This is a genomic window from Bradyrhizobium sp. 521_C7_N1_3, assembly GCF_052075975.1.
In the GTDB taxonomy this organism is placed as follows: Bacteria; Pseudomonadota; Alphaproteobacteria; order Rhizobiales; family Xanthobacteraceae; genus Bradyrhizobium; species Bradyrhizobium japonicum.
On record NZ_CP197232.1, the window covers coordinates 2,219,339 to 2,243,420 of the forward strand.

Here is a 24,082-nt window from a genome sequence, read left to right on the forward strand (position 1 = left end):
TGAGGTCGGGCCCAGGAGCCGCGTCATTGACCTTGTTCCGCCATTTGCATGACGACGCCTTTTTAGCTTTTTCGCGCGATCACAAGCACCTGTACGCAGCGTGTCTGCTGGATCTGCACGAACGCTTCTTTTCAGGCGCGCCGTCGTTCCCGACGCCGCAGCAGGTGGTCCACGCCATCTACGACGTCATGCGCGCCAACCCCGTCCTCTGGAACGAGGGCGATGATTTCGGCAGCCTGCCGGAAATGATCTCCGCGAGACGCCGCCGGATCCGGAAGGCCGACGTCGCGCTCGCTTCCGAGAAGGGCGACAAGGCGCTCGGTCTTGCCCGACAACTATACGCCCGGCTGCTCGTCTGGGGATGGCTTGAAGAGGAGGAATACGGGCTTCGCGTCACTGTGGACATGGCTATGGGACCGCTGCTCGTGCTGCAACGGCTCGCGAGCCTCAACAAGGATCTCTCGCAGCGATTCGGCGGCTTGATCGTGCAAATCCGCCTCAACCTGGAGGCCGTCGAAAAACTGAGGCCTGAGATCACCGACCGCAAGCAGCGCGAAGCCGCGCTCGCCGTCCGCGAGGCGCGCAATCAGGCCGACCAGTTCACTAAGAGTCTGCGGGCCATTCTGGCCGACCTGAAGCGCGTCCGACGGACCGTCATGGAGTCGAAAACAGTCGCTACCCGGCTCGAAGCCTTTTTCGAGGAGTTCATCGAACAGCTCCTGCTGAAGGATTTCGAGTCCATCCTCACCGTCAACCATCCATACCGCTTCCGCGACGCCATCGTCGATCTCGCGCGGAGGATCTCCTACAGCCCGGAAACCATGCAGGTCCTCGCCGAGGAGTACATAGCTTCCAGCATGGCAGCCGACATCGAGGACGGTCGAATGGCCGCGGCCGACGACCTGCTGGCTATCGAAAGCATCTTCGATCAGATCGGGGAGATGTTCGACAGGATCGAGGCCTTCCGCAGGCAGCTCGAAGCCCGGGTCCGCAACACCATTAAGTACGCCGAGCGGGGCGGGCAGGGACTCGTCGGCCGGGCCGGCGACCTGGTGCGGCGCCTGGATGCCTTACTGCGCGACGGCAGGCACCACAAGGCGACAATCGAATGGAGCATCGAGCCGCTGCGGTCGCCCTGGTCGGAGCACCATCAGGCGCCGGCCAGGCAGCCGCGCCGTCCCGTCGAAGCAAGGGAGCTCGCCGAGCCGCCGTCGGATCCGTTGTATGAACTGCGCAAGAAGCTCCGCCTCGAGTACATCGCTCGCATCGCGCCCCGCCCCGAGGATGTCAGACGATTCCTCGAGGGCCAGGTGCCGCCATTCGCGACCAGGGAAGCCCGCTTCATGGAAATCGATACCGTGGACGACTTTCTCGCCTTCGATTGCGCCCGCCGATATGCGCTGACAGGCGAGGTTCCGGCGCAGGTCGCGGCCGGGTTCGAACTCGAACCGTGCCCCGACACGCCCCCACACGACAGCGAATGGCTCCGTTGCGCCAACTTCCTGGTCAAGCGATCGGGCGCACTCCGGAAGGCGAGGGCGGCTCATGCTCAGTGAGTTCGAAAACGTCGAGCGCTCCTTCGGCGCGGAAAAGGCAGCCGACCTCCGCAAAGCGCAGCACTTCCTGCTACGGCGGCAGTTCGTGTTCGCGGGAGACCCCCGGACCGGGACAGTCTACAACACGATCATGGACGGCCGCTTCCGCGACGTGGTCGACGGCTTCTTCGATAGTTGCGGATACCGCGTCCACCGCGATCCGGAGGCGCAGTGGGCCGGCATCGTCGCCATGGACGAGGACGTGCCGCTGCCCCGGATGAAGCTCGACGAAACCATCGTCATGCTGGTGCTGGCGGCATACTGGCAGCAGGAGGTGAACGTCGGAGCAGTCGAGGACCGGGCCGTCGTAGTGGCCACTTTGAACGACCTGTTCGATCGCTACCGCGAGATGGCGCAACACGGCGGCGGTGGCGCGATCTCGGCCGCCCGGTTCCGGGACATCCTGCGCGAGGTCGCCCAACGCAGTTTGGTCGAGATCGGTGATTTTGACGACGAGCAGCAGGACTGCGAGATCAGGATCCGTCCGATGATTAAGCTGATCAGTGGCGGCGATGCCCTCCAACGGCTCGAGCGCTACGTCCGTAGCGAGGAGGCGCGGTTTCCGCAGCCCGCAGGAGACGAGGCATGATGGAGCTACGCCACCTGACGATGGTGAACTGGCACCTATTCGACGTCGCCGACATCGACGTGAGGGGACACGTCGGGGTCCTGGGCGAGAACCGGTCCGGCAAATCCACAATCCTCGACATGGCACAGGTCGTTCTCACCGGCGGGAGCCGGCGGTTCTTGCGCCTGAACGCGGTCGCCGGCGATAGCGGAAAATCGCGCAGCGGCTCGAAGCGCAGCGTCGTCGATTACTGCCTTGGGACGCTCGGCGAAGATCAGCGCCGGCGCGACGAGGCGCGCACCTACATCGCGCTCGGTTTCGAAGACACGGAAGGCGCCCGGTCACCGGTCACGATCGGCATGGCGCTCGAGGCGCGCAAGTCCGACAGCAGGGAGACCGTGCTGGCACTCTTCGTAGCCGTCGGGACCGTTCTGAGCTCCAAGGACTTCATCGAGCAGCGAGGAAAGTCGCAATTCCCGGCGCAGTGGGAGGACGTGCGCGCCCGGATCGTCGCAGCGGTCGGCGAAGGCAACTTCGTCAATCATCGCGACCGGGCGAGCGACTATGTCCGCGAGTACATGCGCCATCTTCTGCCGCATTCGTCCTTTGGCGAACAGAACGCCAGCGCCCTGCAGAAATCAATCGTCAACGCGATGACGCTCGATCACAACCAGACGGCGACGCAGTTCGTGCGGAACTACATCCTCGAGGACAGTCCGATCGGCATCAAGGAGCTGCGCGAGTCGATCCAGACATACCGCAACATCAGCGAGACCATCCGGAAAATGCGCCTCAGGCTCGAAGCCCTAAGGGCGCTTCGGGGCGTCCTCGCCGCGCTTGAAGAGGCGCTCGAGACCAAGTTCAGGGAGGAATGGGTCGCAAAACGCGCGACTTGGCTCGCGGCGCGCGCGACAAACCTGGACTTCAAGACCAAGCGGCGTACCGAGATGGCGCGCCGGGACGCCGCAGCAAAAGAACTCGAATTCATCGACGACGACGTCAAGGCCATCGATAAGGAGATCGAACGCCTCACGGCCGCGATCGCCGAGCACGATGCCAAGACCGGCAGAAAGTCCCTGCAGCAGACCGCCGATGTGGCCGGGCAGGCGGCGCACCGCGCCTCGGCGGACTTCAAGGCTCGCATGGAGAACATCCGTCGCCTGGAGCCGCTACGCGCGATGTGCGCGGACGGTTTCGAGGACTTCGTTCCTGCGCTTGAGCGTCTTCTGACCGCCACCGCCGGGGCCGACATCGGGGGCGTCTCCGACGAGGTCACCGCGGCCGAGAAGTCCTTCGCGGCAAGCGGCGCCAAATGGCTGCCGAAGATCGACGAAGCGCGTCAAAGGATCATCGCGGAGCTTTCCGGCCTCCGCGGCAGGCGCGACGAGGTGCTCGAACGGATCCGACAGCACGCCGCCGGAGGGGCGCGCGCCTATCTCGGCGACGACACTGAACTCCTCTGCCGCAGGCTGCGGCAGGGTGGAATGGTCCCGCGCGTACTCTGCGACATCATCGAAGTCGCCGAACCCGAGTGGGTAGGAGCCGCCGAGGCGCTCCTCGGTCGCGACCGGGAAGCCGTGTTCGTGGACAGAGCGGATATCAGCGCCGCCACGTCAATCTTCAAGGAAGGTCGCCGCGAGTTTCGCCATGCATCGCTCGTGAGCCTAAACAAGCTCGAGCAGTTCAGGGCCAAGCCGGAGCGCGGCACTTTCCCCTCGATCTTCCGGAGCCAGGATCCGGACGCGATGGCCTTCATCATGCGCCGCTACGGCAACGTCCGTCTCGCCGACACGCTCGACCAGTTCAACAGGCCCGGCCGGGCGATAATGAAGGACGGCCTCTACGACGACGGACTCGTCCGGAGCCATCGCTGGATCGAATCCTCGCAGTATAAGATCGGAAAGGCAGCCCAGGCGAACGCCCTGCGATCCCTGCAGGATCAGGCCGAGGAGCTGGGTCGGATCCTGATCGACAAGGGGAAGGAGGCCCATGCCGCGGAGCAGGCTTTTGCCGCTCTGAAGAACATCTGCGAGGGACGTAATGATCTGGGGGCTTGCGCGGCCGCCTTCGCGGCCGCGCAGACTGAGGTCGCTGAAGCTCAGGCCAGGCTCGATGCCCTCGACGGCGCGGGGGACGGCGGGCTTCGCGACAAAAAGAGGGCGCAGCAAAAGCTGAAGGAGAAGAGGCTGGAGGAGAGAAAGACACAGCAGAAGGCGTTCGGCGAGCATGACGGCGAGGTCAGGTCGGCGGAGAGGAGGCTCGGAGAGGGCGAGAACGTGCCCGGCTCCGAACTCAACCTCAGGGTCGCCCGGTCGATATACCGCAAGTTCTTCCCACTCTACTCCACCGCGAAAGGCAGGGCCGTCTACCGCGACCGCCTCGATGCCGCAGCCCAAAAGGGCTTCGCTGAGAAACACCGGGCCATCGCCGAGAAGGCCTTGAAGGATGCGAATGTGTCCGACAACGAGCGCGCCCGGATCGAGCGACGGGTCCGCGAGCTTCTTTACGATTACTTCGACCAGTTCGGGATGAGTTCGCAGGTCGGTGCGGAAAGCGAGCCGCTGCGGGAGGTGAAGCCATGGATGGAGCAGCTGATCTCGGATATCGAATCCAATGAGCTGCGCCAGTACGAAAGGCAGGCGCGGGATGCGGCGGAAAAGGCCTCTACCCTGCTGCGCGGCGAGTTCATCAACGCGCTCACGGCCCGGATCGGAAAGATGGAGCGGGAGCTGCAATCGTTGAACCGTAGCCTCTACGCACATCCGTTCCATAACGAGCGATATTCATTCCATCGCACCCAGATGGTGGAATTCCAGCCCATCCTGAAGATCATCGAGATCGCCAAAACCTCTCCGGAGGCGCTCGATATGCTGTTCCGGGGCGACGTGCCCGATGACTTCCCGCACAAGGATACGATCGTCGCACTCGAGGCGCTGCTCGAGGACCCCGACAAGGATTTCACCCAGTTCGAGGACTACCGCAACTTCTACACCTTCGAGATCCACATGGAGGATGTTGCCACCGGCCGCTCGACCCGCTGGGAGCAGCGGCGCGGCACCGGGTCTGGCGCCGAACAACAGGTGCCTATCTACGTTGCCATCGGCGCTTCGCTGGCCGCCGTCTACGGCAGCGCGGAGCGTCGTGCCGGCAAGCCCGCCGGTTTCGCGCTCGCCATGTTCGATGAGGCCTTCTCCAAGATGGACGGCAAGAACCAGCGGCAGATGATGAGCTTTTACAAAAACCTCGGCCTGCAGTTCGTGATCGCGGCGCCGTTCGAGAAGCGCGTCGCCGTGCTCGAGCACATGGACACCATCGTGGAGGTGGACCGGATCGGCGAGCAGTCCAGGGCCACTGTGGTGGAACTGAAAGAGAAGGCCAAGCGCGAGCTGATGGCCATCGATCCGGACCTGATGTCCGAAGATGAGCTCGCCACCCGTCTGGCCGCCGAGTAGCCATGGCTCGGCGTTTCACGGATGCGATCGGCCTGCTGAACGACCTGCTCAACCGCTTCGAGTCCGGGGCCGCAAGCCCGATCGCCCACCCGGACTACCCCGCTTTCCCATCAGTAGTCGCGGCGGACGCCTTCCTGAAACAGATCAGGGAAGCCGAAAGTGCCGCCGCGGTCTCCATTCGCTGGGGGCGCGGCGCCAACCGAGACCAAGTGGCGCACGTGCGGTTAGCCTCGGCGGAGATCTTATACCGATATCTCCGCCGTACCCCCGCGTCGCGCATCGCGGAGGATGCCGCCGTGCGGCTTGTCGCCGGGGCGGCGATGCACGACTCTCTGAAGAACAGCTCTTCCCAAGTCGCCGAGGTATGGGGGCGGGGGAAAACGTGGCACGGGTTCGCTTCGTCCGATGTCGAGACACTGCGCGACGCGTTCGTTCTCGCCCAGGCCATCCTGGCCGACAAGCATCTTGGCGTCGACTACAAGACCTTCTCGAGACGAACGGTGGGGCACAGCAAAACGCTCGAACGGATCGAAGGCGCGGTCGTGCGGCTCCTGAGCGGCATCCTGGAGTTTCCGCCCGGCGCGCGGCCACGCGAGGCGCTCCGGGCAATCGGCCTTGAGCGCTTCGCGCCACCGCTGCTGATCGCGGGCAAGATCGACCTCGATGGAGCCGACCTCTCCGGAATCTCTCCGCTGTATCTCGGAATCACTCCCAAGGAAGCAGATCGCGTCCGCTTCCGGGAGCCGCCGGCCTACGTTCTAACGATCGAAAATTTCGCAAGCTTCAACCGGCACATCGCCGAGGCGGACCCCGGCCGATTAGGAACGACCATGTATGTCGGAGGGTACCCCTCGCTTGCCACCCAGCAGGCGCTGCGGACGATCGCAGGATTGGTATCCGAACAGACGCCGATCTTTCATTGGTCGGACATCGATCCGGACGGCACCTGGATCTTCCACACCATCGAGCGCGCCGTCGACCGACCGATCCGTGCCCACCTCATGAGTGTCGAAGTTGCCGAGCGTTTGGGACAAGTGCCGTTCAAAAAATCCGCACCCGCTCGATGTCCACCGGACTCCGGTATCGCAGCTCTGGCAGCGTACCTGACGAAAGATGGAGCCAAGACGCTCGAGCAGGAAGAACTCGATCCAGTCCTGCCAGAGTTTCATTAGAAAATGCGCGCGGACGCTCGTGGTTGCGGCTTTGGCTGTCTCGCTCAGGACGTCGTGTTTCAAGCGCGACAACAGCACCGCCCGCAACTACGTGCTGCGGGAAAACCGACATCGTTTCTTCATAAAAACGCTCAAGCGGCATTGGCATGCCAGTTGCTTGAAGATGGGACGAAACCATGTGTGACTATGATGCTCGTTCAGCATCCTTTTGAGGTGTTCAGATGAAATTTGCCCGCTTGATCGAGGGCAGAGGTCCCCTGATGCGCTTTCCAAACCGGGCGCCTGCCTCGCGAACTCTGCCATCTTGGGATCGCGCTCCGGTTTGCCGGGCAGAAGCCGATTGTCTTGGGGGCTCGCAACGAATGGTGGTTCTCAGCAAGAACGCCAGCGTAAAGGCGTCCTCAGGACGATCGTTTGGCATCGGATTAGCCCATGGTTCGGGGTGGGGCATCTGCGACATGCAGAGCCTGCGCTCTTGAAGCTAGGTGTCGGCCTTGCATCGGGGCTTGCAGATGGTCAATGAGCTAATGCAGAACGATTGGGATCTTGAGAACATACTCAGGCAACAAGACGAGCTCAAGGTCAAGCTGCTTCGCGCCCAATCGGTTGTCGAAGAATGTAAGGCAGGATTGGCGGATCTGGAGCGGAGGCTTGAGTGTCGAGCGGTCTCGATCGATGAACGCCAGCGCAACTCTGCGGCAAACAATTCAATACGCAACGCACGGCCGCCTAAATCGCGAAGCCTCGATAATCCTGTTAACCCGGATGCTGCCGTGGCGTTTTCGCCTCGATGGGACCGCTGAAAGCCGCCGCCGCGCACGTTAACGGCGACAGGTTTTGGGACGGACCTGGCGAAGATCTCGAGACGCATGGTGTTGCGAACCCGGCGGGCGAACTGGACAATTAGGTGCGGCCTTGCCGATAGGCTCGGCTTTTTGGCTGATCGCGGTGCGTCCGCCAGGGATGCGCGCAGAGCAGCACCAGATAGGGGACGTATCGCCGCGTCTTTGGCTAGAGCTCCTGTTTCGGGGCTGCTCACGTAGATGTCCTGAATCGAGTGTCAAGAGCTCACCACTTCCAGCCAGTTCGGTCGTCTTGTCCGCCTTTAAGTCGTTGAAATTTCCGATTAGGCGTCCATGGAGGGGGCGCGAGCGGGCGCGTTCAATGACCATGATGGTCCGCTATGGCCGTGGGGCAGGCGACGTGCCGAGCGATGCTGACCGCGGAAGCCGACCATGCCTCCGGCATCGCATGGATGATGACGGAACTGGCTGACTATGTCCCGCAAGCGATCATTCCGGAACAGGGCGGGTAACGGCAGTCATCTATATTCGTGAGACACCAGGAAGAGGCTATCCGGTGCGAATGCGATCCGGTGCCGGCCGTGGCCTCGTCAGCTTCTCGAAAGCTTTCCCGAATACTCACTGCCCACCGATCCTGGACGAGAGGCTGCGTGGACTCACGCGCAATTGGAGTTGCACAAATGAAATCGGGGACCGGTTGGGAGCTCAATCAGTGTGAGCAGGCTGACGTTACGAAGTTGTTGGATTTTCGTACTAACGCAAAACGCTTCATCTTTTTCGCGCAGCAGGCAAGGTGCTACAGCGCGATCTCAAGTCCAGGCGTCTGCTGCGTCGGATAAATGTCATCTTGTGCGCGCCAGTGGCGCGCGCGGCGACTCGATCAAGCCAGCGCTCAATACCAGAAAAGGCACGCGACAATGATGCGCGTGACAAAAGCACGAGCAGGTCAATGACAAAGCGTTTTCGTAACTGGGCCCTATTGTCCATCCTCGCCTCCATGGTTGTCGGCCCCGCCGCAAAAGCGCAAGACCGCCGGACTATCGCCGAACCTGTTGCACCTGATACGGTCTGCGATCGCCCTGTGCCTTCCGGCAAGAACGATACAGTTAGCCTACAGGAGGCCATTGAACATTGCCCCGATGGCGCTGCAGTTTATCTCGGGCGCGGCGAGTTTCACTCAGGTCCACTCGAGATGAAATCGGGCGTGACCTTATGGGTCGGACGCGGTGCGACACTGATCGCCATCCCCGAACCTGCCGCTTACGACAAGGGCCTCGGACAATGTGGTCGCATTGCGGAAAAGGGCGACGGTTGCCGGCCATTCATCAGCTTTTCTAAAACGCGCGGCGGCGGTATCTACGGAGAGGGCATCATCGATGGTCAGGGCGGCGCGCTGATCGGCGGCGGCGCGGAAACCTGGTGGCAGCTAGCCCGCCGCGCCCAAGCCCAGGGCGGCAATCAGAACGCCCCACGCTTGATCCAGGTCGATCATGCGCAGGATATCACGTTCTCTGGTGTCACCTTGCGCAACGCTGCCAATTTTCATGTCGCGATGAACCGGGTTGAAAGTGCCACGTTTTGGGGCCTCACGATCGATTCGCCGGCGGATGCCCGCAACACCGATGGCATCGATCTTGGCGCCAGTCAGGATGTGACCATCACCCACAGCTGGATCCGTACGGGTGACGACAACGTCGCAATCAAGGCCGGCGACAATGGCTCAAGCAGCCATATCTCGGTCATTGATAATTATTTCGGCTGGGGGCATGGCATGTCGATCGGCAGCGAGGTGAATTCCGGGGCCAGAGACATATTGGTGCGTAATCTGACACTGGATGGTACGACGTCGGGCCTGCGCATCAAGAGCGATGTTGGTCGAGGCGGTCTGGTCGAGAACGTGACTTATGAGTACGTGTGCCTGAGGGGCAACCGGTGGCCGCTGGCTTTCGATGCAAAATATGATCCGCGCGCTCAAGGCACGAGGATTCCGGTCTATCGGCAAATCGTTCTCCGTCATGTGCATGGCGACGCCGGTGTGCTGCTGATGCGCGGCGTAGACGGGCGGCATGCCCTGGACGTGACACTCGAAGATGTTCGATTTGCCAATTCCGCGACTTGGCAACTTGAACATGCGAACGTCAGCGCAAATCACTCTGACGTATGGCCCCCGCTGCCCGGACGAGCTACACAGCCGCCGCTGCGCGGATCGGAGGTATGTTCCAGGGCATTCCGCGACGGCAATCGGTAAGCACTACACGCGGCGCCGAACTCAGGTGGTGAGTTCCGCATCTGGGGCCAAGATTACTGGTGTTGACGAAGGTCGGGCTCATGTCCCGAGTTGGTTGCTATTGGCCGACGGTTTTGCAGGGCCGGAAATGCCAAGGTGGGTTCTGATTTGGCGATGAAAATCTCGTGTCGATGCGCGACGGCTATCCCGCTGAGAAACGAAGTGTAAGATCACATGCGAATTGTCATTTCCTCCGCTGCAATTCTGGCGGGATGTTTCTTCATCCCCGTGGCGTACGCGCATCCACTGTTGGTGTCGCATGCCGGAAATGCAGACTATCACTCCGTGCAGCAAGCCATCGACGCATTGCCGGCGGAAGGCGGAAACGTCCGGATCGCGCCAGGCATCTATCGCGAGAAGGTTAAAATCACGAAATCCGGTGTTCATCTCGCAGGGACTGGCAACAAGCCGGAGGATACGGTCATTGTGTATGGCGACGGCGCGGTCAATGTAGGAGGAACGGCCCGTTCGGCGACGCTGGATGCCCCTAGCGATGACTTCCGGCTCGAGAATCTGACCATTCAGAACGACTATGCCCTCAATCCGGCCAATCCACCTTCGCAGGCGGTAGCGCTGTCCGTTACCGGAGATAGGGACGTCATTACGCGCGTCCGCCTGCTCGGCGCCCAGGACACGCTGTTTGCCGGCAAGGGACCAAACGGTAGAATGTCACGACAATACTTCTCGAACTGCTACATCGAAGGGCATGTCGATTTCATATTTGGCAACGCCAAGGTCTGGTTCCGGCAATGTGAATTGCACGGCATCGCCAATCAAGCGGTCATCTATACCGCTCAGAGCAAGGCAACGCCGGATGAGGACAGTGGCTATGTTTTTGATCATTGCAGGCTAAGTGCCGACCCTGCTGCGCGCTATATCGCGCTTGGCCGCCCCTGGCGCTCCTACGCCACAGTGGTCTTCCTGTCGACAAAGATAGATGCACGAGTGATTGCGGAAGGCTGGCGCGAATGGGCTCCCGGCGAGACCAACAAGTTGAGCACGAGCTATTATGCCGAATATAGATCCTTCGGCATCGGTGCTAACCCATCAGGCCGCGAGCCTCATTCCCATCAACTGAAAGATGGCGAAGCTGCGAGATGGTCGCTGAGAGTGTTCTTCGCGGGTGTCACAGATTGGCTGCCCACGAACCATCAGGTTCGAACAAAGAGCAATGTTCACGGTGAAGGGGTTCCACGGCGATCCTCGGATGAATGAGGGGAGCGAGCCTGATTGTGATGGAGAGTCTTGTACAGCAACCCAACCGCCGCCGGAGCCAAACCGACGGAAAGGGGGGCCGGCGCGACGATCTCATCTGTTCGCCGTCCACCCACATGCGCCCGCTTCAGCTCGCAGATCATCTTGTCCGTTTTGGCGGATCAGTGTCGGCAAGCTCTACGGACCGTCACGTCAGCACGTCGTCATCGCTCGGGAACGGCTGATTTGCCTGTTCAGCGCCTTGCGCAGATCTCCGGAGAGCGAAGTGGGCTGATGCTTCGCGGCTATATTCGTTCGGTCGGTGAGCGACGAAAATTCCCGTGCGCGAGGCGAGGGCGCCTATCTGCGCCCCGTCGAAAGTTGCTTCGGAACGAGAGCTCAGTCGGTCGAAAAGTTGTTGAGGAGACCAAGGCGCGCCGCGGCGAAATCATCGGTTACGGAGGCGCTGCCTCAGCCAACCAACTCGGTTGACGAGGCCGCAGACTGTTCGGCAGGTTTATTTGACTTCGGGGGCGTTCCGCGAGCTCCATCTTGGCAAGCAAGTTGTGGAGTTCAAGCATGCACCGCGTTGGCAGCTTACGATGGCCAAGCCGTCGTGCAGGTGAGGTCGTGCGCGCTCGAGCGGGGCGGTCCCGAGACTGCAAGAGAAGCCTTGCGGTCCCTCAGTCAAAGACTGAGCCCGATTGAAGTGAGCGAATCGAAGTCTGCCGGATCTTCATTGCCAACTTGGCTTGCCAGGCACCGTTACTGCTGCGAACTCAGGACGCCCTGCACATCTTCTCGAAAAAGAATGTTTGGGGTCGTTTTGATGCCTGAACGCGCTCGTCGCCACTGGGCGAGAATCTCGTCTCCGAGCGGAACGTCCCTTTCGAAGGCTTACGGCGCAATTCGCCGTTTCTCGTACGACGTGGATCTCACATACGGCATTCGAGCAACAGCTCCGGACCCGGTGGACAATTTGGTCCCTCAGAACCGCAGTCAAAGCAAAAGTGCCAACGCGCGAGAACGCCTCCGGTCTGCGTCAAGGAAAAGACGTTGTGCGTCATCAATGAACGCCTGCAATAGGACAAGCTCACTACCAAAATTGATAAGGACGACAAGATGCACGTCACGTATGATCCATTGGAGACGGTAGCGGCTATGTAAGTCCCGCCGTGATGCTTGAATTCGGCGCACGATCGACCGGCGATCCATTGTTAGATCGGTCGACCAATTTCGTCAGCTCGAACACGAAACCGGCGAAGAGGTGCGATAAAATTGGAGCAACTCCGTCCGTCGTCAGGCGGGTGCCGATGCGACGCCGGTCTCGCGCGCAGCAATATCCTGATCTCGTCAGCTTCTTGAAAGGTTGCGGCTACAACAATCGAGAATCTGAAGAGCTGCAATCTCGCCGTAATCCAGGCCGTACGGATTGCTGCAGGGTCTCTACAAACATGAGGAGAGCAGGATGGATCCGGTTGACCCATTCTTCGATTCAGGAGCCTGGATGCGGGAGTACGCCGCGCTGCCGGGGCGGGCGGGTCAGCGACGGGGCGACTCAAGCGAGCAAGGCGACTTTGAGAAGCGTATGGAGGATTTGCATCTCGATCCGTCTGATCAAAGCAAGTCAACTTCACCTGATCGGCCTCCCGCAGGAGGTGGTCGAGCAGTCCGGCGGGACGATTTCGGCGGTTCGATGCGGGCGCCGCCGCACTCCACTTTTAGGGAGAGTGCGCTAGGCGACACGCGCCGGAGCGTAGACATTCCCAGCTTTCAGCTTACCGCTGCGACGCAAGTGCCGCAGTCTAGTTTGCGAGATGATCTGTTCAGCAGCGCGCGCTAAAGCTTTCCGGACGCAGAGTCTGCCGCGTCGGCCAAAAGCGGAAAAAGCCGCAGATTATGGTCACGCTTCAAGTCGGGAATCGGCAAGGCGCTTGGCCGGAGCAGCAGTGAAAATTCGTCGCGCGACGCTGGGCAATCTGACGTCTTTTCGACGAATTTACGAATTGATTATGCGAGGCAGCCGGGCCGGACGCGCGGGGTCCCTGCGGCCGATGAGGAGCTCATTAAAGATTTCCGAAACAAGGCGGCGGGTAACCTCACCGACGGCACGATCAAGAATGCGGCAACCGATTTGCGCCATTTGAGCGTGCTCCTGAGCGAGCACGGCAGGCCCTCAATTGCGGATCGAATAGCCGGGAATTGGAAAACGCGCAGCAGGACAATCCGGAGGTGGAAAACCACCAGCTGGAAGCTGAGCTCGATGAGGAGGTCGACAGGTACGCAGGCCGCCGCGGCACGCGCATCAAGGCGGCCTTGAAGAAGCTCCGTGAGGTCGGTGCCGGAAACGCCCTGGCGCCTGATCTCCGCCGACTGGCTCCTCACGGCGCGGACGCAACCCTCATCCACATGTGGGCGGCGGCGGAAAAGGCAACACACAGGATCGAGCCGAAGACGATCGACAGGCAAGCTCGCCGCATGTCTAAGCTGAGTGAGTGGCTGCGGACCCATGATAGGCCACCGATGGCCGGCCGACTTTCCACCCCCGCGTTTGTCCGGGATCTCGAGGAGTACAGGCGCGAAACCAACGACAAGAAGATCAATGCTGATCTGGTCAAACTTGGCGGATACGAGCAAATCCTGGAGGCGAACAGGGCGCTTGGATTGAGGCCTCCTGAGGATCCGGGCCAGCCTTCTTGGGAAGCTGCTCGACAGCCGCATGCACTGCAGGGTCCTCCCGCAACGCCAGCTAGCCCGAGCGCGGGCGCCTGGGATTGGCTTGGCGAGCAGATCCACGGGCCCAACATATCGATGCCAGCGCCGCCCAGCCATTGGCAGGCCGGTTCGTCGCAGCAGCTTCCCGCAACCCCGGCGACGCCGAGCGCCGGAGCCTGGAACTGGCTTGGCGAGCAGATCCAAGGACCCGCCTCACCAGAGCCAGCGCCGCACTGGGGCGCGCAAGCTCATCCGCCGCTCGAGCTTCCTGCTACACCGGCCACCCCCAGCCAGGGAGCCTGGGCCTGGCTCGGGCAACAGATGCAAGACTCCGCATCGCCGTCGTGCGTGAGGCCTCGATCGTCAAACATCTACGGCGGTCTCGACTCCTTCGTTGATCTGGATCCACCCCACACCCCACGACTTGCGTGACGATGCGCGCTCTGCGCCAGCATCTGAATTTGCAGCCGCCTCGTCGTTCGCAGGACCGCCGGGGGCGGCTCCGGAGCTGCGGGATATAGGAGCGATCGTTGGCGCCGGCTGGCGCCACGGCTCCCAGGCGGCTTCAGTCGTGTTGATCGATGTATTGGGAAATATGCATCTGCTGCCAAACCAGTTCGGGCCAAGTCAGTTTGTGATCAATGGGGAGCGCTATTTTCGGCTACGGTGGACCAGGAGGCCGCAGGGATGTTCGCCTGATCCATCATCCCCGCGTGAGCCAGCCGGATGAACCAGGCCCGTCTCAGTCGCTCTATCGTCCCCGGCCGATCGTGCCAGCCGTGCAATCCGGTGAGGGGCCCGTTGATCTTGGGTATCTGATCCGCGGGGATGGGAGCACCGAGATCGATTCCTTCCGCCCTACCTCGTCCGCGCCCTGGAAGGCCAAGGCATCTTGCCGCGGGCGGGCCAACCAACCTATTTCGAGATCCGCGGAGTGCCTTACAGGGGTGAATTGGTGGAGAGCGAAGGCCGCCAGCGCGTACGCATTTATCCTGAACGTGGCTGAAGAGGCAGCAGGGCCTGCAATCGAGCTTTCGGCGGGGCAGCTCGCGTAAGGCGTTCTATAGCGAGGCTGTTGGCAGGCGATGGATCCGTTGCAGGGGCACGGCCTGAACCGTCCAGCCTCCTCTTTGTAGAATCTGCCAAGCGATTCTACCAATTTGGTGCGTGCCCGGACATGCTTTCTGCATCCCTGATCCTTTCACATAGTCCGCCAATTCTTGTCTTGAAAACCGCAGCTACCACAGATCGAACGCATTCCTGATCGAGGGAGCACCGGCGCCGAGCGCAGGCGATGGCCAAGCGCCAAGAACTTGGCCACCAAACGAAAGTTTGCTGACAAACGCTTTTCCTGATGGCCGCCCAAATTCCTCGGCGGGCGCGGTATTTCGCAACCTGCATAGCTTAAGGCCTCATGCCCAGTTCAGTTATTGCGCTATGCAAAGGCCCCTCGCGCTGCGTTGCAAACACCTGGTCCGCTCGGGAGCAGAGTGCAAGTGCCCACTGGACCTGGGAAGCCGATGAAAGCGAGCTTGGTGCGATAAAAATCGCTAAGGTCAGCTTCCTCCCAGCGCTTTTCCCAAATAATCTCGAAAAGGATCAATGAGGACAGAGTGTGCGGGCGGCCGCCGGCGCTCAGGCTCACCGCCCGCAGCAAGCCAGCGTTCGATAGTCCTCACGCTCATGGCGATCTGCGGCGCGATCCCGCGCGGCGACAGACCGGTGGCGCGCAAGTCGAGGATTTCGGCATGAAGTTGCGCGACGATTGAGAGCCGCGGGCGACGGCTCGTCAGATTCTCGAAAGTTTGTTCATAGTAGGACTAGCTCAATTGATTGCATGACGAGAGGCTAATGTGGAACCGCACAATTTTGACGTAACTGCCGGGCCGCGGTACAGGTCTCGCAAGAGCATCAACCCGACCGATCCGGGCAAGACGACTTTGAGCAGCAATTAAACGAGGTGCGCGAAGCCGATAACGCGATCCCTGACGGTGGGCCACGCGGTAGGCCCTCTACCAATGTGTCTAGCTACACCAGCAGTCCCCGGCCGAGCCGATGAGTGCACTTGCCAGGAGCAACCTCTTGCCAAGCGAGGTCCTCATCAACGATGAGCGTAACACAGCTGAGTTGAGAGCAGCGAAGAGGCCAAGGGCCCTAAAAAGTCCGCAAGGCGTTGCCATTGAGCAGCAGCTGAGCGAGTTCGCCAATTCAGGCGGTGGTGGAGCAATGTCAGCAGCCTCCGCGATGCAGCCGGCTCAATCAACTGGGATTGTGGTACGGGGGCATCAGTTGGACAAGCGGCCTGTTTATCCGAGGATGCTCCCGAAATCTTGAGGCTTGAGGAGGCTCTCATCAAAGGCGGGATGGTCGCCGGTGGGGCGAAGCAACATGCAGGCGCTCTTCTTAGCTTTAGCCGTTGGCTCTTCGCAAAACGCAGACCGAGCATTGTTGCTCGGCAGGACAATAAGTCGCTGAGCAATGGCGGTGACGTATACGAGTTCGTCGGAAAGGGAAATCCCAAAATCCTCCTTGTAGCATTAGACCATCTCCGCACCTTTCGGTCGACGGGCGAAGTCATCGTACGCCAACGGAGCGGTCGCGCCCGCCCCCCGAACGTGGCCCCCATCCATCCCGAAAGCGCGGCACTGATGGAACCGACGCTCATCGGCGACGCCGCTGCACAGCACAGGGCCTCGTACGAAGCTAGCAGTCGGCGAGAGGAGCTTCGGGACGGGCAGGAGGATCAACCCGCCCCGTCGGCTTTCGTCCAAGGGCACGTCGCGATCAATCCCGAGCAGCTTCATCAGTGGGAGCTTTTGCAAGTGCTGGATCATCTTGATCATCAACCCATTCCGTCACCAGCCTCCGTCCCTTCGGACAAGCTTCAGCGACTGGAAAAGGACTTACAGGGCGAGTTGCACCGACACCCTGCCGCGTCGTTCTCCGCCGATCCAGAAGAGTTTAGTTTCGATCTAAAGCAATTCTCTCCAGGGGAGCTTCGGCGATTGCTTGATAATCAATCCATGCCGTCCCCCGTCTCCGTCCCCTCAGAGGAGCTTCAGCGACTAGAAAAGGACTTGCAGGATGACTTGCGCCAACACCCTGCCCCGTCGTTCTCCGCCGGTCCAGAAGGGCTTAGTTTCGATCTAGAGCAATTCTCTCCAGGGGAGCTTTGGCGATTGCTCGATGATCAATCCATACCGTCGCCAGTATCCGTCGATCCAGATGACTCGGCTCTAAATTTAGAGCAGTCTGATCTTCCCCGAAAGAGTGGAGGGGTTTAAGCGGCTTTTAGCTCCATCTCGATCGGGCGATATATCGATTGCGGAATGGAGCCGGGTTCGGCTCGTAGAAGCCCTCGATGAAAGCAAAGATAATGCGCTGGGCGTCGGCGCGGTTATGGTTGCGATGACGAACCAGTGTATGGAGGAAGCTCTCCATCGGGGCATTGTCGTAGCAAACGGCCTCGCGGCTCATCAACGCGGTGATGCCGGCGCCCGCGAGACCGCCTCGTCTCATGCAATTGGGTTCTTTGGTGAAGGTTGCGGAATTCACGGGCGCGAATAAGGTCATAAGATCAGAATCGCAATCGATGCCCGCGATTCGCCCTTGCTCCATGCCTTCCGCTCGCTGGTTTCCCCCGAGCTTACGATCGTCCAGGTCCTTCCCCATGCCGATAAAGTGGTGCTCGTTGCTCGGTCGAAGGTCGCGCTCTCGTTTCTGTCACGCTTAGCCGACTTGCCGTGGTAGGGTTCGGTCCCATGCGTCACGATAACGTCGGAGCAGAACGGCGCTTGCGATGATCAGAAGAATATCAACGTAGATATCAACAGATTGAGCGCGTGTTCCGTTTGGGGCGTGTGTGTGATGATTGTCGGGTAATGAATGTATGACAGTCCGACGCTTGCATATATCCCCGGAGCGAGATGCGCGATGTATGTTCCCGTGACTGCTGTGCTATCGCGGTGCGCAAGCTGGCCTTTTGCCAGAGCAGCATCCACTGCAAGCTTACTCCAGGCCGTGTTGGTCGCCACGAGAGCAATCAGATCACTGGGCCGGCTATCAAAAGGTCCCTTTGCATAAAGACGAAGCTCGTAATACCGGCTGATCCTGTTGCGCTCAGGTGGAGCTCCCATGACGGAGAAGCCGCCGTAGATGCCGCGAGACGGCGACCCAAGGGCGTCACTCTGCCAGAGCTGCCTGTCCGCAGCGATGTAGTGAAAATTATTTCCGCTCTCCCTTTGTTGCTTGGGATCCGCCAAATTCGTGTAGCGGCTCCTGTTCAAACCAACGCCCGCCCGCAGCCACGTGTCGGGTACGCCGGGAGCAGCCTTGCTCTTGTAGCCGGCTTCTTCGACAAGAAGGATGCCTGCATTGGCCGTGCTCCATTTCAAGCCGGTGGGATTCTCGGTTATATGGGCATAGGCACCATCTGGACTGATTGAGCGCTGGACGGAGACCTTGTTGTACAAGCGAGCGTCAAAATTGTACTTCAAGTTGGCCGCTGGCGTGGGCGCGGCATTGGTGCTCATCCCAGCCTGGAACAAGGCAGACATGTTCGATCCTGTGATTCCTCCGAACAATGTGCCGGTGAATTCATTCTGGTTTCTGAGGTAGCCAAGTTTGAGTTCTAGTGTCCTGTTGAAGAAAGTCTGGTAGTAGGCGAGCGTATTGAGTCCCACCCGATCTGGCCCTGGGCGATCCCACGTCCAGTATTGCTGCTCGGCCCCTACGACAATCTGTCCGTCGGCAATGCCAAACCGGCTCAGATCGTAGGTGACGATCATGAAGTTCGCCGACGCGAAAGTCGGATTCTGGCCCATATAGAGCTGGTTTGCGATAGTGCTTCTGGCTGCATGCGGTAGCTGGTTGCTTGCAAAGGAGTTATGTGTCCACCCGATATAGCCGATGCCGACGTCCGCCAGCGCAGATCTAACGCCCCCCTTGTCCTGATCAATCGTATCTGCAGGACCAGGGATGGGGAACCACAACCCTTTTTCACGCAGATTGTCGTACCTTTGGAAGGGATCGATCGTTTTTTGCGGTCTCGTCTGAGCAGCCCTGTCCGCATTGCCGCGCTTCTCCAAAGGCACTCCGGGACCTGCTGCTCGCGCCGGGGCAGGAGGGCGGATTGCCTGACAGATCAGGTCGATCGGGAGCTTTGCGGCCCGGTCGGAAGTCTTTCCTCTTTTGCTGGCCTGATCCACAGGGTGGTTACTAGGATCAAGTCCGCTCGCGGTTTGTGCCAGTACGGGATTGCCGACCAGACAAGCCGCTAGCGAAAGTGCGATAGCAAGCCCAGATTGCTTGCCCCTTGGTCTTAAATTGAAAGAAAGTGCTGCCGTAGCCGAGTATGTCCGGGGCGAGGTCGTCGCAAGAAGGCAATCACGCATGGCGTAGTTCGGGTCCATGTCTGCCGGCCATGAATATGCGGCCTGATTGGCCCGAAGTGAGCTCGCGGCGGCGTGTGGCACGCGCCTGCTTCCACATCGTCATTGCAAGCGCAGCCAAGCAATCCAGACCCCCCCGCAGTGGCAGTCTGGATCGCTTCGTCGCCAGCGCTCCTCGCAATGACGAGCAAGCGGCATCGCGGCTGTCGTTTCGCGTCCGTGGGGGAGGGGGACGAGCCAGAACTCGATCTATCCGAACAGAGCCACTCAGGCTTCCTGAATCTCTCAGCTCGCGGCGCGAGGATGATCTGGTCCGAAACTTTGGTTGTGCGTGACGCCGGTGCGCCCAGAGCCAGCGGAGAGCGCTGGCTCGGCAAATGCTCACGAGCGCGCGGAGCGTTCTGTCCTGGCCGCCAAAGCGTTGCGAATGTCCACCTTGCTCACTGTGCGTCAGGCGAGTCTGGCGGTGGTGCGCATCTGCATCGAAGGCGGCTTTCTGGACCAAACGGCAGCCACCCGAAAGCAAGGCTAGCCGTGCAAGAGGCTTGGCTTCACGAAGCGTTTCATTGGTATCGTTGTCAGCGAAACACGAGACGATCGGCGGGCTTGAAGGCCGAAGAGCTTTTGGATTTGCGCGCGCGGCAACCACACCACAACATCCAACGTGATAGCGCAGGGGACCGGAGGAATCAGCCATCGAGCAGCTTTGGCGGATATCGGCGAGCAGTTGCTTTCTGCCGTCGGCGCGGCAAAACCTGTCTTGCATCCAAAACCTTGATGTGCGCGGCGTTCGTTGGTTACGCTTGCCACGTGCCCGTCATCTCGAACAACCTGCCGGAACTGGTAGTTGATCAGGTGCAATGTTTGCCGGTCCAATCGCGCCATTGCGGCTCGGCCGATCAGCCGTGGCGCTTACGTGGCGCGTCCCAGACGAGGTTGCTGGTCTGGGCAATGCGTGAGGCGGGGCTCCATCGAACACTTGCAGGAATCAGTGGACGGTTTGCATTCGTGCCGGGGCACGGTAAAAAATCTGCAAGGTTCTTCTGAATGATGAGAGAATGCTGCGCCATCGCCGACTACGACGAGAACCATTGCTCGCTGGTGGCGCTATCATTGAGAACGCGCGCAAATTGTCGCGTTGCTCAAGAAGGAGCGTTTCATAGGAGTAGGCGCAGCCGATCGGGAAGCTCACCAAGATTGATTATTGTCGACGCTGGCAGCTCCTGGAACGCGGGAGCATCGCGAGCTATCGCGTCGACAAAATAAGCCTGCTGGAACGAGATCTTGAGCGAGGGACAATGGACTTGATTGATCAAGCGGCCGCTTCAGACTTGCGGCCGCTCTTGCACGGGCCGTCAAGACGGATTCTCCCGGTTTTGGTGCTCCCGCTTATCCTCGTCGGCTCGTGTGCTGCTAGCGCCTGGCTTTGGGCTAACCTTGAAGAGCCTGTCGAGACGCCGGAAAGCAGCGAAGTCGCTTCAACGATGAGCCTGCCACCGGAGGACAGGGCATCCTTGTCCGAGATAAAGTGGGCACAGCAGAAAAATGGTGATGAGATCGCAGAACTCAACCGCCGGATCGATGCCCAGCGGGATGTCCTCAAAGGGGTCCTGGATCAGATCACCATACTGACTTCGCGGATCGATGCGCTGCAGAGTTCAACACCTGTCCCTTCTGCTGCTTCCGAGCCTCCTTTGTCGCCAGCCCGGGCTGTTTCGAGCGCCGCCAGGAAACGCTTCGGGCGGTCCAAACCACAGGGACCTGTTTCCGTCGGAGGCGCGCCAGTGATCGCCGGACCGAAGACAGCCGAGCCTTGAGTCTGGGACGCTGCAGGCGTCGTCGAGTGTCCAACTGTGCTCGAGGAGGTGGACCGTAGCTTCGCAAAGCTGCCTCCAGCCGTAAATTTCCCGAAGCTGGTGCGGGCGCCGGCGTCTCCAGCGGCACGTCGCTGAGGCCGTCACCATCATCAAGAGCAGTCAAGGGGAGGTGGGGCAGAGCCCTTTCGGCATGATCGAGCCGTGGCCCTGAACGGCGGAATCCGCTGCGCTTCTCCTTCAAATCAGCTTCCCTTTAGTCAGCCCTCCCGGTTTGAGGCCATATCTGAAAGATCGTTGTCATGACACCGCCGCTGCATCCTCGAAATCTGGCCTGTCTGCCGGAGGTGCCTCTTCAGATCATTCCGTCGCGAAGAGCTTAAATGTTTGAGATCTGCTCACATGCGCGGCTTAGTTAATAGGGATACGGTCGAGATAGGTGTCGAATGCGGCAGCAACAGCACGAACGAGAAACCGGTGTTCCTGCTTGACCCGAATGAATCCCTCTTCAATGTCCACTATCCCGTCTTCGGCGAGCATTCCCAGCCGGTCGGCCGAATTGAGAAGAGGAATTGGATCAAATCCGTGAGCAGCACAGATCGCTGGTACGTCGGCCTGCAAATCGCACATCAGACGCTCGATAATTGCGGCGCGGAGGCGATCTTCGGGGGAGAGGCAGTAGCCTTTTGAGGTTGCCGGACGACCAGCCTGAATGTGTTGGTGATAGGAAGCGGTTGCGCTCTCGTTCTGAACGTAACCCTCACGCAGACGGCCGATGGCTGACGGACCTAAGCCGATCACGGTTTTGCAGGTATCAGCCGAATAGCCCAGGGAGTTGCGGCGAAGCTGACCGGCTTTCTGCGCCAGCGCGAGCTCGTCGTTGGGCAGGGCGAAATGGTCGAGCCCGATCTGGCGGTAGCCAGCCGAGACCAGCGTATCTGCGATAGCCGCGGCTTGCTCGGCGCGGGCGAGATTATCCGGCAGCGCCGTCTCATCGATCTGGCGCTGACGTTTCATATAGGAGGGGACGTGAGCATAGCCGAAAACTGCAAGCCGGTCTGGCCGCATGGCCAGAGCCGTCCGTGTAGAGTCCACGCAAGATCGCACCGTCTGATGCGGCAGTCCGAAGAGGAGGTCGAAATTGATGCGGCTTATCCCATGCTGGCGAAGGCTTTCGACGACAGACGCCGTCTGCACCTCGCTCTGGACGCGGTTGACCGACCTCTGAACCACCCCGTCGAAGCTTTGCACGCCGATGCTCGCGCGATTGACGCCGGCCACTTGTAATGTTTCAACCATCTCGGCTGTGAACGCACGTGGGTCGATTTCTATGGCGATGGTAGCTGATTTGCTGAACGCGAAGCAGCGTCGCAGGAGTGCCATCAAGGCGAGAAAATCGGCCGGTGCAATAGTAGTCGGCGTCCCGCCGCCGAAATGCACGTCGCTTACCGGCAGCGCGCGAGGCGCTTGCTCTGCGACCAAACGTATCTCGGCATGCAGCGTCGCCAAGTACTTGCGGATCGGTCGCTCGCTGCGAGTGAGGCTTGTAGGGAAGCCGCAATACCAACAGATAGCACGACAGAACGGAACGTGGATGTATAGCGACACGGGATCGTCGGGCGGCAGCCGCCTCAACCATGTCTCACAAGTCTTAGCACCGACGGTCGCGGAGAAATCCGGCACGGTCGGGTATATGGTGTACCAAGGCAGGCGAGCGTCGCAATACTTGTTCAGGAGATACGTCTGCAAAGCCTAACTTTCTCATGGTCGAGCGGCATAAAGCTGACCGATGCCCACTGTTATGTCTTTGCGTTATGTCAAACGCGTCTAACGGTTCCTGAGATCTGGCCTGCTCTCGACGTCACGGCCAAACGCAGCGTTGGGGTTCATGCCTGGAAGTGAGCGCCGCTCGTCCGCAATTATTCGGACGTTTATGGTGGCATATGAATTTCTACGAGGACGCTCGAATTAGCGCGGTGTACCGCGACTAGCCGTGCGCAGTATCAATCGCTCATCGGGCAGCGTCGTTTCCGCATTCCCCCTGGCGTGCTGCCTTTTTGCGACGGAAACAGGGATCTTAAAACCTCAGCAGGGCAGCTGAGCTTGTTGCTGGACTTCCGAGGAAAGGCCGACGTGGTTGCTCCGCAATCGACGGATGCCTCCCGTTCAAGGCCGGAGCGTCACGGAGATAAGTGACTTGCTAGAGCAGAGCGCGATGTGCGATGTGCGATGTGCGATTGCAGCACGTGACGCTGCGTGCGATTCAAGTCTTTTGTAGCAGCTCACGAAAAACTTTTTTGGTTTCCAGCATAAAATCAATGAGCCTCAATTCCGCCACGCTGCTTGTCTCATTGCCGCAAGCATCATCACGGATGTACTGATGATGTTGGGGTGGCCCCGGCGCACTTCACGCCCCCGGCAAAGTGCGTCGGGACGCCTTGGTTCGCCGGCGTCTCGTTCAGATCCAAATACATGTCACTAACTCACAACGAGTTGGACGTCGTGCTGATGGCAAACGCGAGCTCGGAACGATTTGCTGTACTTTCTATTCTGCTTCATCGGTTGAGGCGTTTTGTTTCTGATAACGCCGTTGCAGCTGTTGATCGGCCAGATCGCATATCTATGCAGCGAGTCTTCATTGGCGTCGCATCAATGCGATGGACCTCCAGATTCGGTTCCACATAAGTCGCCTGGTGAGGCGTCGATCATCCCGTCACAAAACATTCCTACGCTGCGAGCTGGAGGCCATGTATGCAGGAGCCGGGGTGTAAGGTTGTGCCTCATGATTACAGAAAATGGGATTCGCATCCTGGCGTTCCAGTCCATTCACACTGGATCGATAAAGTGTCTGTTTCGAAAACCAATCGAGCGTGGACATCATCTTCGTAATATTCTCCATGAGGACGCAGCCCACACGCGCGCGAGAAAGGAGATTGCGCGGCCTTGCAGAAATACTATATTGAGAGTTCATCGCCCTATCGCTCCTAACCAAGTCGAATGCGCACCCTGGCGCGGTCCTCAGGGTAGTGAGAGCTTGCCGGATCGCCATCGATCAGGTGCTCTTCGTCCGGCACGCTTGATTGAAGCGTGGC

The 24,082-nt window shown here is 60.0% G+C and carries 15 protein-coding genes; 11 read left to right on the forward strand and 4 right to left on the reverse strand.

The window, feature by feature from the left end:
* The first annotated feature begins 26 nt into the window (after nucleotides 1-26).
* From AB7008_RS10075 to AB7008_RS10120, 10 genes are all read left to right on the forward strand, one after another.
* On the forward strand, nucleotides 27-1,556 hold the full coding sequence (locus AB7008_RS10075) for a Wadjet anti-phage system protein JetA family protein (RefSeq protein ID WP_014497837.1): 1,530 nt from the start codon (nucleotides 27-29) through the stop codon (nucleotides 1,554-1,556).
* Nucleotides 1,546-2,184 carry a DUF4194 domain-containing protein gene (locus tag AB7008_RS10080; protein WP_011084789.1) on the forward strand — a complete coding sequence of 213 codons (639 nt, stop codon included), beginning with the start codon at nucleotides 1,546-1,548 and terminating at the stop codon, nucleotides 2,182-2,184. Before AB7008_RS10075 ends, AB7008_RS10080 begins: the two co-directional genes overlap by 11 nt.
* A complete protein-coding gene (locus AB7008_RS10085) occupies nucleotides 2,181-5,615 on the forward strand; it encodes an SbcC/MukB-like Walker B domain-containing protein (RefSeq protein ID WP_018647407.1) in 3,435 nt (1,144 codons plus the stop codon). The genes AB7008_RS10080 and AB7008_RS10085 overlap by 4 nt, the downstream gene beginning before the upstream one ends.
* A gap of 2 nt (nucleotides 5,616-5,617) precedes the next feature.
* Nucleotides 5,618-6,787, forward strand: coding sequence for a Wadjet anti-phage system protein JetD domain-containing protein (locus AB7008_RS10090; protein WP_038936685.1), 1,170 nt, complete (start codon nucleotides 5,618-5,620; stop codon nucleotides 6,785-6,787).
* Nucleotides 6,788-7,299: 512 nt separating this feature from the next.
* Nucleotides 7,300-7,590, forward strand: a complete 291-nt coding sequence (locus tag AB7008_RS10095) for a hypothetical protein (RefSeq protein ID WP_244433078.1) — start codon at nucleotides 7,300-7,302, stop codon at nucleotides 7,588-7,590.
* Nucleotides 7,591-7,970: 380 nt separating this feature from the next.
* Entirely contained in the window at nucleotides 7,971-8,102 is a 132-nt protein-coding gene (locus AB7008_RS10100; RefSeq protein ID WP_283842231.1) for a hypothetical protein, read from the forward strand.
* Between the two features lie 437 nt (nucleotides 8,103-8,539).
* Nucleotides 8,540-9,838, forward strand: a complete 1,299-nt coding sequence (locus AB7008_RS10105) for a glycoside hydrolase family 28 protein (protein WP_038936684.1) — start codon at nucleotides 8,540-8,542, stop codon at nucleotides 9,836-9,838.
* Between the two features lie 213 nt (nucleotides 9,839-10,051).
* Nucleotides 10,052-11,092: a pectinesterase family protein gene (locus AB7008_RS10110; protein WP_441258790.1), complete on the forward strand. Its 1,041-nt coding sequence runs from the start codon at nucleotides 10,052-10,054 to the stop codon at nucleotides 11,090-11,092.
* Between the two features lie 2,181 nt (nucleotides 11,093-13,273).
* A complete protein-coding gene (locus tag AB7008_RS10115; protein ID WP_018647405.1) occupies nucleotides 13,274-14,218 on the forward strand; it encodes a hypothetical protein in 945 nt (314 codons plus the stop codon).
* A gap of 1,898 nt (nucleotides 14,219-16,116) precedes the next feature.
* Complete coding sequence (locus AB7008_RS10120; RefSeq protein ID WP_223153703.1) at nucleotides 16,117-17,070, forward strand: hypothetical protein; 954 nt, start codon at nucleotides 16,117-16,119, stop codon at nucleotides 17,068-17,070.
* 7 nt (nucleotides 17,071-17,077) lie between these two features.
* On the opposite strand, the gene AB7008_RS10125 is transcribed toward AB7008_RS10120, so the two are convergent.
* The 3 genes from AB7008_RS10125 to AB7008_RS10135 all read right to left on the reverse strand — a co-directional run bounded on the left by AB7008_RS10125 (nucleotide 17,078) and on the right by AB7008_RS10135 (nucleotide 20,061).
* The gene (locus tag AB7008_RS10125) at nucleotides 17,078-17,458 is read right to left on the reverse strand and encodes a transposase (RefSeq protein ID WP_011084799.1); all 381 of its coding nucleotides are present in this window, start codon (nucleotides 17,456-17,458) and stop codon (nucleotides 17,078-17,080) included.
* Nucleotides 17,459-17,589: 131 nt separating this feature from the next.
* Entirely contained in the window at nucleotides 17,590-19,197 is a 1,608-nt protein-coding gene (locus AB7008_RS10130) for a carbohydrate porin (protein WP_223153702.1), read from the reverse strand.
* 507 nt (nucleotides 19,198-19,704) lie between these two features.
* Complete coding sequence (locus tag AB7008_RS10135; RefSeq protein WP_162131007.1) at nucleotides 19,705-20,061, reverse strand: hypothetical protein; 357 nt, start codon at nucleotides 20,059-20,061, stop codon at nucleotides 19,705-19,707.
* Between the two features lie 413 nt (nucleotides 20,062-20,474).
* Between AB7008_RS10135 and AB7008_RS10140 the strand changes: the two genes are divergently transcribed.
* The gene (locus AB7008_RS10140; RefSeq protein ID WP_011084803.1) at nucleotides 20,475-20,993 is read left to right on the forward strand and encodes a hypothetical protein; all 519 of its coding nucleotides are present in this window, start codon (nucleotides 20,475-20,477) and stop codon (nucleotides 20,991-20,993) included.
* A 408-nt stretch (nucleotides 20,994-21,401) separates the two neighbouring features.
* On the opposite strand, the gene hemN is transcribed toward AB7008_RS10140, so the two are convergent.
* Nucleotides 21,402-22,739, reverse strand: coding sequence for an oxygen-independent coproporphyrinogen III oxidase (gene hemN, locus AB7008_RS10145; RefSeq protein ID WP_035715344.1), 1,338 nt, complete (start codon nucleotides 22,737-22,739; stop codon nucleotides 21,402-21,404).
* Nucleotides 22,740-24,082 lie beyond the last annotated feature (1,343 nt).

What these genes read in the sequence shown, in the direction of transcription:
- AB7008_RS10080 (WP_011084789.1), top strand. Translation starts at nt 1,546, where the DNA reads ATGCTCAGTGAGTTCGAAAACGTCGAGCGCTCCTTCGGCGCGGAAAAG.
- AB7008_RS10085 (WP_018647407.1), top strand. Translation starts at nt 2,181, where the DNA reads ATGATGGAGCTACGCCACCTGACGATGGTGAACTGGCACCTATTCGAC.
- AB7008_RS10090 (WP_038936685.1), top strand. Translation starts at nt 5,618, where the DNA reads ATGGCTCGGCGTTTCACGGATGCGATCGGCCTGCTGAACGACCTGCTC.
- AB7008_RS10095 (WP_244433078.1), top strand. Translation starts at nt 7,300, where the DNA reads ATGGTCAATGAGCTAATGCAGAACGATTGGGATCTTGAGAACATACTC.
- AB7008_RS10100 (WP_283842231.1), top strand. Translation starts at nt 7,971, where the DNA reads ATGGCCGTGGGGCAGGCGACGTGCCGAGCGATGCTGACCGCGGAAGCC.
- AB7008_RS10105 (WP_038936684.1), top strand. Translation starts at nt 8,540, where the DNA reads ATGACAAAGCGTTTTCGTAACTGGGCCCTATTGTCCATCCTCGCCTCC.
- AB7008_RS10110 (WP_441258790.1), top strand. Translation starts at nt 10,052, where the DNA reads ATGCGAATTGTCATTTCCTCCGCTGCAATTCTGGCGGGATGTTTCTTC.
- AB7008_RS10125 (WP_011084799.1), bottom strand. Translation starts at nt 17,458, where the DNA reads ATGGGGAAGGACCTGGACGATCGTAAGCTCGGGGGAAACCAGCGAGCG.
- AB7008_RS10130 (WP_223153702.1), bottom strand. Translation starts at nt 19,197, where the DNA reads ATGGACCCGAACTACGCCATGCGTGATTGCCTTCTTGCGACGACCTCG.
- AB7008_RS10135 (WP_162131007.1), bottom strand. Translation starts at nt 20,061, where the DNA reads ATGGCGCGATTGGACCGGCAAACATTGCACCTGATCAACTACCAGTTC.
- AB7008_RS10140 (WP_011084803.1), top strand. Translation starts at nt 20,475, where the DNA reads ATGGACTTGATTGATCAAGCGGCCGCTTCAGACTTGCGGCCGCTCTTG.